We start from the raw sequence: 12,930 nt of genomic DNA on the forward strand, positions 1-12,930 counted from the left end.
AATTTTAAGTTAACAGCCAGTTAACTATGTTCGGCGGGGCTCTTAGGCCTGCGCTTTATGGTTTGCCATTGCATCCGCAAAGCGCTGGAACAGGTAAAAGCTGTCCTGCGGGCCGGGTGAAGCTTCGGGATGATATTGCACGGAATACACAGGGCGATCGGTCATACGGATACCGCAGTTGGAGCCGTCAAACAGCGAGCGGTGAGTTTCAACGACCCCCTCGGGCAGGGATTGCGCATCCACAGCAAAGCCGTGGTTCATAGAAGTGATCTCAACCTTGCCGGTTTCCATGTCTTTGACCGGATGGTTCGCGCCATGGTGGCCGTGGTTCATCTTAACTGTCTGACCGCCCAAGGCCAGCGCCAACATCTGGTGTCCCAGACAAATGCCAAAGACGGGAAGGTCGGTGGTGTTCAGAACCTCTTTAATCATTGGAACCGCATACTCGCCGGTCGCCGCCGGGTCGCCGGGGCCGTTGGACAGAAAAACACCGTCAGGATTATGGGCGAGCACTTCGGCGGCCGTAGCGGTCGCTGGCAGCACAGTTACGTCACAGCCAGCCGAGGCCAAGCAACGCAGGATATTGCGCTTTGCACCGTAATCGATGGCGACAACCTTGTGGGCCGGTGCTTCCTGGCGGGTATATCCGTCGGGCCATGCCCACCGCATCTCATCCCAGCGGTAGCTTTGGGCGCAGGTAACTTCTTTGGCTAGGTCCATTCCTTCTAGACCGGCAAAGCCACGAGCGGCGGCAACCAGAACCTCAATATCGAAGTTACCTTCGGGGTCGTGGGCTAGGGCTACATGTGGTGCACCTTGTTGACGTATGGCGCGGGTCAGGCGGCGTGTATCAACGCCGCCAATAGCGATGCGCCCGCGCCGCTCTAGCCACGTTTTCAATTCCTCAGCCGAGCGCCAGTTCGACGGCTCGGTTGGATCCCACTTTACCACCATTCCAGCAGCGACAGGATCGCTGGTCTCGTCGTCTTCCGGGTTCACGCCGACATTGCCGATATGGGGAAAGGTGAAAGTCACGATTTGCCCCGCATAAGAGGGGTCGGTCATGATTTCCTGATAACCAGTCATGGCGGTGTTAAAGCAAAGCTCGGCAACAGTTTGACCAGTAGCTCCGAAACCCATCCCGTAGAACAGTGTTCCGTCGGCCAATGCCAGACATGCGGTGGGCTTGGTCGGGGCGTTCTGGGCCATTGGGCGACTCTCCTGCTGGGTAAATCGGCGCATACCTAAGGGGGTTAGCGCGCTGGGTCAAGTCTGTTCAAATTTTGGGCTGTTGTGGAAAAACAATGACTTAGCTGTGTTCGCCCCCTGTTGTGTCGCGCTTTTTGTTTCGATATGTTCAGGGTTCCTTTTTTCCATGGGGATGGACAGATCATATGGATATGCGATCACGGGTGAACTCTGCCCTGAAGCAAGCAATGAAAGATAAGGATGCCGAGCGTTTGTCGACGCTGCGGTTGATCAATGCCGCAATCAAAGATCGTGACATAGCTTCACGCGCCTCGGATAATGAAGAGGCCAAAGGTTGCGGTGACGCTGAGGTACTTGAAATCCTTGGCAAAATGACAAAGCAGCGTAAAGAAAGCGCACGCGCTTACGAAGAGGGCGGACGCCTTGATTTGGCCGAACGTGAACTGCGCGAGGTCGAGGTCATCGAGGAATTCCTGCCTAAGCAGCTTGATGATGAGGAAGTCTCGGCGGCCATTGAAACGGCAATTACGGCTACGGGTGCCGGTTCGATCCGCGACATGGGCAAGGTTATGGGTGAGCTGAAAACCCGCTATACCGGCAGGATGGATTTCGGAAAAGTCGGGCCGATGGTCAAAGACCATCTCTGCGCCGCTTCAAATGGCTAAGACCTTAAATTAAGTGAAACGACATTTACTGCGCGGCTGGCTCGCGCAGTTTTTGTATCAAGTCGTCGTATAACGCGATGCGTTCCTCCTCGGACAGAAATGCTCCGATTTCCACCTCCCGCCCGTCTCCTATTAGCGTTACGTAGTTTGGAACGGGGCCACCTAACTTGTGCATCTCGGGTCGGGCCCAATAGCGGTTGCAAGTCCACTCTTGTTTGCCACTGCGCGGATCGTGGTGAACCAGATGCGCCTGCGTTCCGGTCAAAGTTAGAACTTCAAACGCACTACGCGCGCGATAGTTTGTTTGGATCGCCAACCATAAGCCCAAAACAGTTATAAGCAAGAAGGGGAGCAATCCCCACAAAACTACGGACCCCAGCATGGCTAGCAACGGAATCAAGCCAAACAGAAACACAGATAAGATCACAATCATCGCGCCGCGTGGCGGCAATGAGTTATGCGGCCAAAGGCGCAATTCCTGTTCAGTTTCGGACGTCTGATTCCATCGGTAAGGCATGCTTAAAACCTAACGCAATGTAGGTACCTGTCGAATAGAAATGATCAGGCGACGTGGCCAACACGCGACCATGACAACGCGTCGTCTAGCCTGTCATCTCCCCAGAAGACCTCACCGCGAACCACAAGGCTGGGTGCACCGAAAACGCCCAGCTTTGTGGCGTGTTCGGTTTCCGCCTCAAGCGCTGCAACTGTGTCAGGGCTGCGTGCGCGCGCCAGGATGAGCCGCGGATCCTGCTGGCATCTGTGTAGTGCTTCGGTGATTGCAGGCTCACTGCCGGCTTCGACACCCTCTTCAAACCAGATGCGGTAAAGTGTCTGGGTAAAGTCCTTGCCCCAGCCCTCTCCCATGCCCAACAAGGCGACCTGATTGGCAAGAGCGAGATCGGAAATCGGGTAGGGGGCGGGCAACTGAGCGTGAATGTGATACTTTGCCGCCCGACGTTCGATATCGCGCCACATATAGGCAGATTTCACAGGTTTGCCTATAAAGGGCACGTTCTGCTGAACAGTCATCACGGTGCGCACATTGAATGGCCGCCAGTTTACTGAGGCGTTGTGTTCCGCGCACCAATCGTCCAAGCGCATGACTGTCAGGAAGCTGTAGGTGCTGCCAATAGAATACCAAAAATCAATTTCGGGCATGTGAAACCCCCGGTTTGCGGGATGTTAATCCTTTATAGGATAACCGATTTTGGTGGGTCTGGCGACTTTTGGGGTTAGGCGGGCCGCATAAACGAAAAAACCCCGCCGGAATGGCGGGGTTTTCTTAGGGTCTAACTGGACTAATGCGCGTGGCCTTTATCCCAGTCTTCCTGCTTCGGCAGTTGCTCGAACGTGTGCTCGGGCGGTGGCGAGGGCAGGGTCCATTCCAGCGTATCGGCGTACTCGTTCCACGGGTTCGGACGGGTCTCTTTCGCGCCACGCAGCAGGGCGTAGATCACGATGCCGAAGAACAGTAGGAACGAAGCGAAGGACACGAAGGCACCGATCGACGACACGAAGTTCCACTGAGCGAACGCTTCGGGGTAGTCTATGTAACGGCGCGGCATGCCCTGACGGCCCAGGAAGTGCTGCGGGAAGAAGGTCAGGTTCGCACCGATGAAGAACATCCAGAAGTGAACCTTGCCCCAGAATTCCGAGTACTGACGGCCTGTCATTTTCGAGAAGTAGAAGTACACACCCGCGAAAATCGCGAAGACGGCACCCAAGCTCATCACATAGTGGAAGTGAGCAACCACATAGTAAGTATCGTGATAAGCACGGTCGATACCAGCTTGCGACAGTACCACACCGGTTACACCGCCGACGGTGAACAGGAACAGGAAGCCGAAGGCGAACAGCATCGGTGTCTTGAACTCGATCGAGCCACCCCACATCGTCGCGATCCAAGAGAAGACCTTAACGCCGGTTGGAACCGCGATGACCATCGTGGCAAGCATGAAATACGCCTGCTGACGCAGCGACATGCCAACAGTGTACATATGGTGTGCCCACACGACAAAGCCCAGAACACCGATCGCGATGATCGCCCAGACCATAGGCAGGTAACCGAAGATCGGCTTGCGCGAGAAGGTGGCGATCACATGGCTGATGATCCCGAAACCGGGCAGGATCACGATGTACACTTCCGGGTGGCCAAAGAACCACAGGATGTGCTGATACAGGATCGGGTCACCGCCACCGGCCGGATCAAAGAAGGTGAAACCGAAGTTGCGGTCCATCAGCAGCATGGTGATCGCGCCCGCCAGGACTGGCAGCGACAGAAGAATCAGCCACGAGGTGACGAAAATCGACCAGCTGAACAGCGGCACCTTGAACAGCGTCATGCCAGGGGCACGCATGTTCAGGAAGGTGGTGATCATGTTGATCGCACCGAGGATCGAGGAGGCGCCCGATACGTGCACGGCGAAGATCGCAAGGTCCATGGACATGCCGCCCTCGGTCGTCGACAGCGGCGGGTACAGAACCCATCCAACGCCAGAACCAAGTTGGTCGTTACCACCGGGGCTCAGCAGCGAGGCTACGCCAAGCGAGGTACCGGCGACGTACAACCAGAAGGACAGGTTGTTCATCCGTGGGAACGCCATATCCGGCGCGCCGATCTGCAACGGCATGAAATAGTTACCAAATCCGCCGAACAGGGCAGGGATGACAACGAAGAACATCATCAGAACACCGTGGTAGGTGATCATGACGTTCCATAGATGCCCGTTGGGGGTACATGGGTCGGCCATAAAGCCTTCCAAGCACATGTACTGAACGCCCGGGTGCATCAGCTCGAGCCGCATGTAGACGGTCATCGCTACCGAGATAAACCCGGCCAGCGCCGAGAATATCAGGTAGAGAATCCCGATGTCCTTGTGGTTGGTCGACATGAACCAGCGAGTGAAAAAGCCGCGCTGGTCTTCATGATCGTGACCATGAATGGCTGCGTCTGCCATTATAGGTGCCTCCTGTTGCAACTGCACCGCGCAGCCGGACCTCTCCAGCGCGCGGGATTCCTGCTGGTTTTAGATTGCGAAGGAGGCACCTTCAATGGTCGAGTTTGATCTGGATCAAGAATAATTGTCGCGGGTAGGAGGAAACCCAGCGATTTCTCGGCCTTGAATGTGCTCTATCTGGCGACGGTTGTGCCGATTTCAAGGCACCGCAATAGGGCCGGTGCACCACTCGGCAGAGTTTCGCCTTGACCCCCAGGATCGTGGGCAGCAGAACTGTGCGCAAGACACGAAACCGGAGTTTTATTATGGCCGACTACGATCCTGAAAACATCTTTGCCAAGATATTGAGAGGTGAAATTCCTTCGACCCGCGTTTATGAAGATGACCAAACGCTGGCCTTCATGGATATCATGCCGCGGTCTGACGGGCATTTGTTGGTTATCCCCAAGACACCCTGCCGGAACCTTCTGGATGCCACGCCCGAACAGCTGGCCGCCGTCATGTCGACAGTGCAGAAACTGGCGAAAGCGGTCGTCAAGGCTTTTGATGCAGACGGTGTCACGGTGCAGCAATTCAACGAAGCCGCCGGTGGGCAAGAGGTCTTCCATCTGCATTTTCATGTGTTGCCGCGTCAGGAAGGCGTCGCCATGCGTCCGCCAGGTAATATGGGTGACTTCGATTTGATCGCCCAGCATGCTGAAAAGATCAAAGCCGCGCTATCCTGATTTCGTCTTTGCCTTATGTCGACCAGCGGTGCGCTGCGATCGAAAAAACCGATGATAGAGATAGCGCCGACCAGGTCTGTTTTCGAGCTAGCGGTTTAACAGAGCTATCACAAAGCGGTCGTCCAAGGGTTGCCGCTTTTGATCGTGGCGAGGGGGAAACAACACCGTTTCCCGTCTAAGAAGCGTTGAGCGCATGGTTGGGGATCAGCCGGGTATTCGTGGAACTAAAGCGCATCTGACAAAGGCATTCATTAATGGGCAATGTAGGTGCACCCGTTCACCTAAAGGCAAAAATTAATTGCCGTTCCGATTTGGGGTCGGAACGGCAGACTCGTAACCAAACACTTGTCCGATACCTGAAAGATCCAGGGTCACCGGTTAACACACCACTCACTCTAGAACGGCAAATTCAGATTAACCTTTCATGAACGTTTTGTATTCCTTGGATTGGTTTTAAACGCAATTAGGCATAAAATTAGTAAACAGAATTGCCCATTGCTGCGAGCCTTGGAAACAAAGCGCATCTCAGGTGGCTGATTGTCAATTTTGATTCTGATGCTGCCCGATTCGTTTTAAGGTCACGCCTCGGTTGTCTGGAAACACTCTTCAAAGGTTTTTTGCAAAGCCGCGTCCACATCCGACAGTGTTACAGGCAAGCCTAAATCGACCAATGAGGTCACGCCATGCTCGGTAATTCCGCAAGGCACTATGCCCGAAAAATGCTCAAGCTCCGGTTCAACGTTTATCGATATACCATGGAAGCTGACCCACTTGCGCAAGCGCAATCCTATGGCAGCAATCTTGTCTTCAGCGGGTTGGCCCGTCACGGTCAACGGTTTGTCATCCCGCTGCACCCAAACACCAACACGTCCGTCGCGGATCTCACCAGTCACGTTGAATTCGGCCAGTGCGGCAATCACCCAATTTTCAAGTTTTTTGACAAAGCCCCGAACGTCCCTGCCACGCTTGTTGAGGTCTAGCATCACGTAAGCCACGCGCTGGCCGGGTCCGTGGTAGGTATATTCTCCACCGCGCTTGGCCTCGTACACAGGAAACCGGTCAGGGTCCGTCAGGTCTTGGATTCGGGCAGATGTACCCGCCGTGTAAAGGGGGGGGTGTTCCAGTAACCAAATACATTCATCTGCGTTGCCAGCAGCAATTGCAGCAACGCGTGCTTCCATGAAGGCAACGGCTTCGGTGTAATCGGTCAACCGGTCGGTGATCTTCCATTCCATGGCGGTTCCATATCTTGCGCGCGTGACAAGGGGAAGGGGTCAGGCAGCTTCGGTCAGACAGCGCTGCAGAACTTGGGCGTAGGTGTCGATGCCTTGCGCTCCGGTCAACAGGTATTTCCCGCCGAACACCATGGAAGGCACGCCCGATATCCCATGGTTCGTCCAGAAACTCTGTTTTTCGCGAACCGGCGCGACATGAGCGCCGGAATCAAGCGCTGCCTTGGCAGCTTCCGGGTCCAGCCCAGCGGTTCGAACAGCATCCATGAGTACCGCAATATTGGAAACGTCCTGTTGATGCGTGAAATAGGCTTCGAACAGAGCCAGTTTTAAAGGATGCTGGCGGCCTTCAACTTCTGCCCAATCCAACAACTGATGCGCTGCAAAAGTGTTTACGATTTTACTGTCGTCACTGAAATTGAACGTGAAGCCCAGTTCAGAACCGAGCCGGGTTAACTGGTCTCGCGCTTGTTGGCTCTGCTCGGGAGTCGAGCCGTATTTTTGATTGATATGCTCGCGCAGGTTCTGACCTTCTGGCGGCATGTTTGGGTTCAACTCGAACGGATGCCATCTGAGGCGGGCCAGCACATTGCCTTGATTCAAAGCCAAATCAAGCTGCCGAAATCCAACGATGCACCAAGGGCAAACCACGTCCGAGACGATGTCAATTTGAACGAATGGGCGAGGATCGGAAGTAGACATCTGCGGGCTCCTGACGGGGTAAGAAATGTCGTGGTGGTATAAATATGAGTGGCTATAGGGAATTCCAACCGTTGTGATTTTTGTCTCTTCACATCTCGAACTTCTGCGTCTATACGCCCCGGTACCAAGTCATTGGCAGTGCGGTCGTGGCGGAATTGGTAGACGCGCAGCGTTGAGGTCGCTGTGGGGTAACACCCGTGGAAGTTCGAGTCTTCTCGACCGCACCATTTTCAACAGAAAGTTCAGAAACACGCCCGTTATGAGGGGCGAATTGCACCAGTTTGTGCCGGATTGCCGGTATCGCTATTTCCTGTCTCGCCCACACTTGCCGGGTTGTGTATGACGAAGGTAACGCAAGTCGGGAAGTGTTTATGTCTCAGGCCATTACCATTTTCACAACGATGAAGAACGAAGGCCCCTATATGTTGGAGTGGGTCGCGTTTCATAAGACACTCGGTGTCGATCATTTTGTAATCTTCACCAACGATTGCGAAGACGGCACTGATGAGATCGCCCGCAGATTGCAGGAATTGGGGCTGGCGACCCATGTCTCAAACGAGGTGAAAGAAGGTGGGAACCCGCAGCATCAGATGCTTCGTCGTGCTCGGCGTCAGCCAAAAGTGAAAGAGGCCGATTGGCTATTGTGCCTCGATGTGGATGAGTTTTGGAATATTCGGCATGGAGATAACAGTTTTGGCGCTCTGATTGCCGAGGTCGAGCACCGTGCGGGTCAGCCGGTGGATGCGATTTCTTTTGCTTGGAAACTGTTTGGAAGTTCTGGGAATATCAGTTTCGAAGACAAGCCTGTAACTGATGTCTTCTCGATGGGCGATCAGGAATTCCCGTATCACTCGGGGCGGGCGTATGGGTTGAAAACGCTGTTTCGGAACAATGGCAAGTTCACACGCTTTGGTCCGCACCGCCCGAAAGGGATTAAAGAAGGCAAAGAGAACGAGATTATTTGGTCTGACGCCAGCGGCAAGTTGTTTCCTACTGAAAAAGTCGGGTGGCGGGCCTGGAGAGGATTTGACCATTCACTTGGGCGTTTGCACCACTATTCTGTTCGATCTTTGGACGGGTTTTTGATCAAGCGTGACCGGGGGCGGACGAACCACATCAGAGTGGATCAAGGGCAGTCGTATTGGCAGGACATGAACGCCAACAAGGAAAATGACCTATCCATTCAGCCCATCGCACGGCGCGCAGCACCGCTGTTGGCTGAACTTAAGGCAGACCCGGTACTGGGGGAATTGCACGCTGGGGCCTGCGACTGGCACAGGGCCAAGATAGCTGAGATAAAGATGCGTCCGGACTGGGTAGATTTTCGGATGTGGTTGGCAGATAATCTTATCTGAAGAACATGGCAGACGACCTTTCGAAAGAGCAGCTTAAACCCGATCACCCCGACCGCAAGACGGGGTATGAGCGTATTCTGACGGATCCTGCTCCTCCTTGGTTTGTCGAGCTGTACCCTGGCGGTGATGGTTCGGGGTTTTTGCAAAAGCTTGAGCGGCACTCGGTGCTGTTCCACCGGCGTTCACCGTCGCAGTTGGTTGTAAGCTTCGACAATATTGCCAACGCCAATGATTTGTCTTTCGCGCGTGAGCCGTGGGGATGGAAGTTCTTTCGTGACGAAGGCTGGTCCCACATGGGAGTTTTCGCGCGAACCAAGGCTTGGTACCGCGATCCAGAGATCATATCGTATTTTCAAAGTCGCGCGGACGAAGGTTTTTTCAAACAATTTGAGCAGGTTGTCTTTGCCGGCGCCTCTATGGGGGGATTCGGCGCGCTAACCTTTTCCGAACTGGTGCCTGGTGCGAACGTCGTTGCGTTTAACCCGCAAACTTCTCTGGATGAACGTCTGGTGCCTTGGGAAACCCGATATCGCTTTGGTAGAGTCCAAGACTGGGATTTACCCCTTAGCGATGGGGCGCAAACTGTAAAACAAGCGGCCAAGGCTTACGTGTTTTATGATCCTTTCTTTGCGCTGGACAAGCAGCAGGTGAGCAGGCTGCAAGGTAAGAACGTGGTATTGCTCAAGACTTGGTTCTCCAACCACTTCGCTGCTCCGATGCTTCGCAAGCTCGGTATATTGAAGCCGGTTATGCAAAACGCGATGAACGGCACGCTCAATGAGGATGAGTTCTATAAGATGATGCGGGCCAGACGCCGTTTACCAATGGTTATGCGCGCTATCGAAGCGCAGGCGGGTGAGCGCCACCCCGAACTTGTGCAACAGGCCCGCCAACGGTTTCGCGCGCTGCGCCGCGCAGCAACGGCCGAGGCTAAGGGGGACACATGAGTTCCGCAAAAGGCGTGTTTATCGGCCAGCGCAAAGACAGAATGGGCGCGCGCTTGCTGATGATGTTGACGTGCATCCGGCTGGCTGAGGATTTTGGCACAGGCTACAAGGTGAATTGGTTTCCTCAAGGCGCTGACGCACCGGAACTAGATCATCCGGAGGAGTTGTTTGCGCAAGATTGGATGGACGCGCATTTTCTTAGCAGCAAAGAGTTTGACGATCTCAACCGAAACGCTTTGCCGATCTGGGCCTTTCAGCGCGACCAGTCGCCGGATCGTTTGGTTGCGCATCTTGACGCGGGCCGCTCGGTACTTGTCGAGGAGGGGTTCGAAGTTCTGGCCTTCCCGTGGGAAGATATTGAGGCGATCCGCCCCAGATACAGAGATTTCATCCACCGTGTAGGGTTCACGAGTGAAATCCGCGGCGTCATGGAACGCGCAGACGCCAAGTTGTCGGGGCTGGGGGTGTCAGCCTATCACATCAGACGCGGCGACATTTTGAATGGGTTGCCGTGGAAACATACGACCTGGCCTGCCAAGATCGAACCCGAAGAACTGTACGAAGCGCATCTGGAGAAATCCGCTGGGAAAACGGCCATCATGTTTTCCGATCAGCCTGAATTGATTGCCCGATTCCAGAAAAAATATCCGCAACTTTTGCAGATGTCGGATATTGCGGACGTGTCAGGCATGACGAGGGCCAAACGCGATTTTCTCGAGCTTTATACGATGTCCCGGGCGGAGCAGGTGATTGCGCCTTACATTTCAGCTTTTTCGATGGCAGCTGCCCGGATATCGGGGCGGCAACGCTTGGCGTTTAAGGATGTCCTGACTGAATGCGAGATTTCGTCGGCAAACGCTTGTGTGATCGAACGTGTGGCAAAGGGGGCTGAGGCTTTTTTGAATGTCTCTGAAGCGGCGCATATTTATGCCAAAGCTGCGCAATATTTGTGCGCACAGGATCAGATTGAGCAAGCCTATGAATTGGGTCAGAAGGTCCTGAACGATAACGCAGACAATGCGTTTATGCCGCTATTGCAAGCATTGAATTGCTTTTACCTTTCAAAGTGGAAAGAAAGCGAGCGAATGGCGAAAATTGGGTTAGAAAATTCCAACCTTTGGCCCGAGGATTTCGCTGTTCTATTGGCCGTTCGGGCCGCTGCATTAGGGGCCCAAAAGAAACGCTGGTCGGCTACCCGGCTATTGGCGCGGGCGTTTTGGGGCAAACCGTTACGCCCTGATGTCGTGGTGCTTGGCTCACGCATGCTGTACCGCGATCAAATTTCTGCACGGTTGTTTCCGCCGACGGATTGGCGTTTGCAGAGAGAACTTAGGCGGCGACGCTTCCCTCCTTTTAACAACCTGTATTTGGTTCAGCACAAAGTATTGGCTCGGCAGCCCTGTAATTTTGACTTCGTGTTAATGGATTGGTCTGAATTGTCTTTAGATCAAAAGGCTCGCAGATTTTCCGATGACCGGTCCCGTTTGGAAGGGTTGCGTGATAGTTTTGGTCAGCTGACGAGCACTGAGCCTGATGATCCGGGGGTGGTGAATGCTGAAGCGATGTTGAACTGGAAATTGGACGCAATCAGCATTTCGCAGGCGATAGATATCATACGAAAATCCTTATCTGCCTGGCCGGAAAATCCTCTTTATCACAAACGGCTTGCCAAGCTGTATGAGGCGAACGGGGATCTGTCCCGAGCTCGGATGACGATGTCGGGGGCCTTGGCTTGTGACCCAGCAAACCCGTTTCTGATTTTTGCTATGGGGAAGTACCTGGAAAGGAACGGTGCGGTTGAACAAGGGCAGAACCAGATTATTCAGGCTGCCAACCTAGACGAGAATACGCCCGCAATACAGGGCGAGGCAGGTCAAATTTACCTTCGGCGCGGGAACAAAGCTAAAGCGAGGCCGTACCTTCAAAGAGCACATGACTTGTTTCCACCATTCAAGCGATTTGCAAACCAATTGGCGCGCGCGAGATGAGAACAGAGCCAGAATTCCAAACTACTGTGGATTGTTCTTGCGAGCAGGGGCTATTAATCCTGGTAGGTGTACCGAAACAAACCGCCAAGTTTCGGATGTAGAAAATAAAAGTGGTAAGTTACAAGGTTCAAAAAGTGTCCGATCAGGCTCCCCGTTTCATCAGCGTGACCCCCATGAAGAACGAAGGCCCTTTTGTTCTTGAATGGGTTGCTCATAATCGCGCGATTGGCGTGGACCAGATGGTTGTTATGACCAATGACTGCACGGACGGTACGCATGAATTGCTCCAAAGGCTCGACGCCAGGGGTGTTCTGACCCATGTCGACAACAATTCGCGCCGCCAGTCGAGTCCACAAAAACGTGCATACAAAAAGTTCCTGAAGATGGAGATCGCGCGCCCCAACGACTGGGTCGTCGTGATAGACGCAGACGAGCACATCAATATCAAAACTGGCGACAACACTCTGCGGGCGCTGACACAAGCTATTCCAGATGCGAAGACGATCTCGATGACGTGGCGCCTGTTTGGAAATGCCGGCGTTGTCCGGTATGAAGACAGGTTTTTGTCAGATCAGTTTCTCAGGGCTGCTCGGGAGAAAGCTCACCGCCCACCACAAGCGTGGGGATTCAAAACAATGTTCCAGCGCGAGTTGTGGGATAGGCTTGGTGTGCACAGACCTCATCGTGCTACCGTCGAAACCATGGAAGAGTGCCATTGGTACAACGGGTCAGGGCAATTGATGCCAGAGCGGTACTTCACCAAAAGCTGGCGTTCTGCTCGGGATTCCGTCGGCTATGACCTGGTACAGGTCAATCACTATGCGCTGAAATCTTGCGAAAGCTATCTGGTTAAAAAAATGCGCGGGCGGGCCCACCATTTGGGTGAAAGCCTTGGCATGGAATATTGGAATATGATGAACCAGAATGCAGAAGCAGACAGCTCGATCGACGCTGTATTAGATCGCAAGCGTGAACATTATTACGAGATGCTTTCAGACGCTGAAACGGCTCGGTTACACCACATTACATGCGACCTTCACCGACAAAAGATTGCTGAGTTACGCGAGCAGCCTGAGATGCAAGAGCTCATGGTGCAGATGACGGCAGAATTTGAGGCCAGCCAACAAGCATGAGTGAGTTCAAACCT

12 protein-coding genes and 1 tRNA gene are annotated in these 12,930 nt (G+C 53.8%); 7 read left to right on the forward strand and 6 right to left on the reverse strand.

The genetic code is table 11. From position 1 onward, the window contains the following. Window positions 1-42: 42 nt before the first annotated feature. Window positions 43-1,209: a glutamine-hydrolyzing carbamoyl-phosphate synthase small subunit gene (gene carA, locus ACR0L3_RS04470; protein ID WP_480743977.1), complete on the reverse strand. Its 1,167-nt coding sequence runs from the start codon at window positions 1,207-1,209 to the stop codon at window positions 43-45. Between the two features lie 185 nt (window positions 1,210-1,394). On the opposite strand from carA, the gene ACR0L3_RS04475 reads away from it, so the two are divergent. Beyond that, window positions 1,395-1,874 (forward strand): GatB/YqeY domain-containing protein, encoded by a 480-nt coding sequence (locus ACR0L3_RS04475; protein ID WP_480743979.1) that lies wholly within the window; start codon window positions 1,395-1,397, stop codon window positions 1,872-1,874. A 25-nt stretch (window positions 1,875-1,899) separates the two neighbouring features. Here ACR0L3_RS04475 and ACR0L3_RS04480 read toward each other — a convergent pair whose 3' ends face one another. The 3 genes from ACR0L3_RS04480 to ctaD all read right to left on the reverse strand — a co-directional run bounded on the left by ACR0L3_RS04480 (window position 1,900) and on the right by ctaD (window position 4,834). Further along, window positions 1,900-2,391: a DUF2244 domain-containing protein gene (locus ACR0L3_RS04480; protein WP_480743981.1), complete on the reverse strand. Its 492-nt coding sequence runs from the start codon at window positions 2,389-2,391 to the stop codon at window positions 1,900-1,902. Window positions 2,392-2,435: 44 nt separating this feature from the next. Then, the gene (locus ACR0L3_RS04485; RefSeq protein WP_480743982.1) at window positions 2,436-3,035 is read right to left on the reverse strand and encodes a DsbA family protein; all 600 of its coding nucleotides are present in this window, start codon (window positions 3,033-3,035) and stop codon (window positions 2,436-2,438) included. 140 nt (window positions 3,036-3,175) lie between these two features. Further along, on the reverse strand, window positions 3,176-4,834 hold the full coding sequence (gene ctaD, locus ACR0L3_RS04490; protein WP_480743984.1) for a cytochrome c oxidase subunit I: 1,659 nt from the start codon (window positions 4,832-4,834) through the stop codon (window positions 3,176-3,178). Window positions 4,835-5,139: 305 nt separating this feature from the next. Between ctaD and ACR0L3_RS04495 the strand changes: the two genes are divergently transcribed. Further along, window positions 5,140-5,559, forward strand: coding sequence for an HIT family protein (locus tag ACR0L3_RS04495; protein WP_480743986.1), 420 nt, complete (start codon window positions 5,140-5,142; stop codon window positions 5,557-5,559). Window positions 5,560-6,137: 578 nt separating this feature from the next. Here the strand turns inward: ACR0L3_RS04495 and lipB are convergent. Then, window positions 6,138-6,794 (reverse strand): lipoyl(octanoyl) transferase LipB, encoded by a 657-nt coding sequence (gene lipB, locus ACR0L3_RS04500; RefSeq protein ID WP_480743987.1) that lies wholly within the window; start codon window positions 6,792-6,794, stop codon window positions 6,138-6,140. Between the two features lie 39 nt (window positions 6,795-6,833). Then, window positions 6,834-7,493 carry a DsbA family oxidoreductase gene (locus ACR0L3_RS04505; protein WP_480743989.1) on the reverse strand — a complete coding sequence of 220 codons (660 nt, stop codon included), beginning with the start codon at window positions 7,491-7,493 and terminating at the stop codon, window positions 6,834-6,836. Between the two features lie 140 nt (window positions 7,494-7,633). On the opposite strand from ACR0L3_RS04505, the gene ACR0L3_RS04510 reads away from it, so the two are divergent. The 5 genes from ACR0L3_RS04510 to ACR0L3_RS04530 all read left to right on the forward strand — a co-directional run bounded on the left by ACR0L3_RS04510 (window position 7,634) and on the right by ACR0L3_RS04530 (window position 12,916). Continuing rightward, a tRNA-Leu gene (locus ACR0L3_RS04510) sits at window positions 7,634-7,720 on the forward strand. A 144-nt stretch (window positions 7,721-7,864) separates the two neighbouring features. Further along, a complete protein-coding gene (locus ACR0L3_RS04515) occupies window positions 7,865-8,848 on the forward strand; it encodes a glycosyltransferase family 2 protein (protein WP_480743990.1) in 984 nt (327 codons plus the stop codon). A gap of 5 nt (window positions 8,849-8,853) precedes the next feature. Further along, a complete protein-coding gene (locus tag ACR0L3_RS04520) occupies window positions 8,854-9,795 on the forward strand; it encodes a hypothetical protein (RefSeq protein WP_480743991.1) in 942 nt (313 codons plus the stop codon). Next, the gene (locus ACR0L3_RS04525) at window positions 9,792-11,783 is read left to right on the forward strand and encodes a hypothetical protein (RefSeq protein WP_480743993.1); all 1,992 of its coding nucleotides are present in this window, start codon (window positions 9,792-9,794) and stop codon (window positions 11,781-11,783) included. Before ACR0L3_RS04520 ends, ACR0L3_RS04525 begins: the two co-directional genes overlap by 4 nt. Window positions 11,784-11,956: 173 nt before the next feature. Beyond that, window positions 11,957-12,916: a glycosyltransferase family 2 protein gene (locus ACR0L3_RS04530; protein WP_480743995.1), complete on the forward strand. Its 960-nt coding sequence runs from the start codon at window positions 11,957-11,959 to the stop codon at window positions 12,914-12,916. Window positions 12,917-12,930 lie beyond the last annotated feature (14 nt).

This window comes from Ruegeria sp. CK1, from assembly GCF_056536545.1.

Bases quoted from the DNA above. Each gene is read 5' to 3' on its own strand.
- ACR0L3_RS04475 (WP_480743979.1), top strand. From the start codon at position 1,395: ATGGATATGCGATCACGGGTGAACTCTGCCCTGAAGCAAGCAATGAAA.
- lipB (WP_480743987.1), bottom strand. From the start codon at position 6,794: ATGGAATGGAAGATCACCGACCGGTTGACCGATTACACCGAAGCCGTT.
- ACR0L3_RS04525 (WP_480743993.1), top strand. From the start codon at position 9,792: ATGAGTTCCGCAAAAGGCGTGTTTATCGGCCAGCGCAAAGACAGAATG.
- ctaD (WP_480743984.1), bottom strand. From the start codon at position 4,834: ATGGCAGACGCAGCCATTCATGGTCACGATCATGAAGACCAGCGCGGC.
- ACR0L3_RS04520 (WP_480743991.1), top strand. From the start codon at position 8,854: ATGGCAGACGACCTTTCGAAAGAGCAGCTTAAACCCGATCACCCCGAC.
- ACR0L3_RS04515 (WP_480743990.1), top strand. From the start codon at position 7,865: ATGTCTCAGGCCATTACCATTTTCACAACGATGAAGAACGAAGGCCCC.
- ACR0L3_RS04495 (WP_480743986.1), top strand. From the start codon at position 5,140: ATGGCCGACTACGATCCTGAAAACATCTTTGCCAAGATATTGAGAGGT.
- ACR0L3_RS04480 (WP_480743981.1), bottom strand. From the start codon at position 2,391: ATGCCTTACCGATGGAATCAGACGTCCGAAACTGAACAGGAATTGCGC.
- carA (WP_480743977.1), bottom strand. From the start codon at position 1,209: ATGGCCCAGAACGCCCCGACCAAGCCCACCGCATGTCTGGCATTGGCC.
- ACR0L3_RS04505 (WP_480743989.1), bottom strand. From the start codon at position 7,493: ATGTCTACTTCCGATCCTCGCCCATTCGTTCAAATTGACATCGTCTCG.
- ACR0L3_RS04485 (WP_480743982.1), bottom strand. From the start codon at position 3,035: ATGCCCGAAATTGATTTTTGGTATTCTATTGGCAGCACCTACAGCTTC.
- ACR0L3_RS04530 (WP_480743995.1), top strand. From the start codon at position 11,957: ATGAAGAACGAAGGCCCTTTTGTTCTTGAATGGGTTGCTCATAATCGC.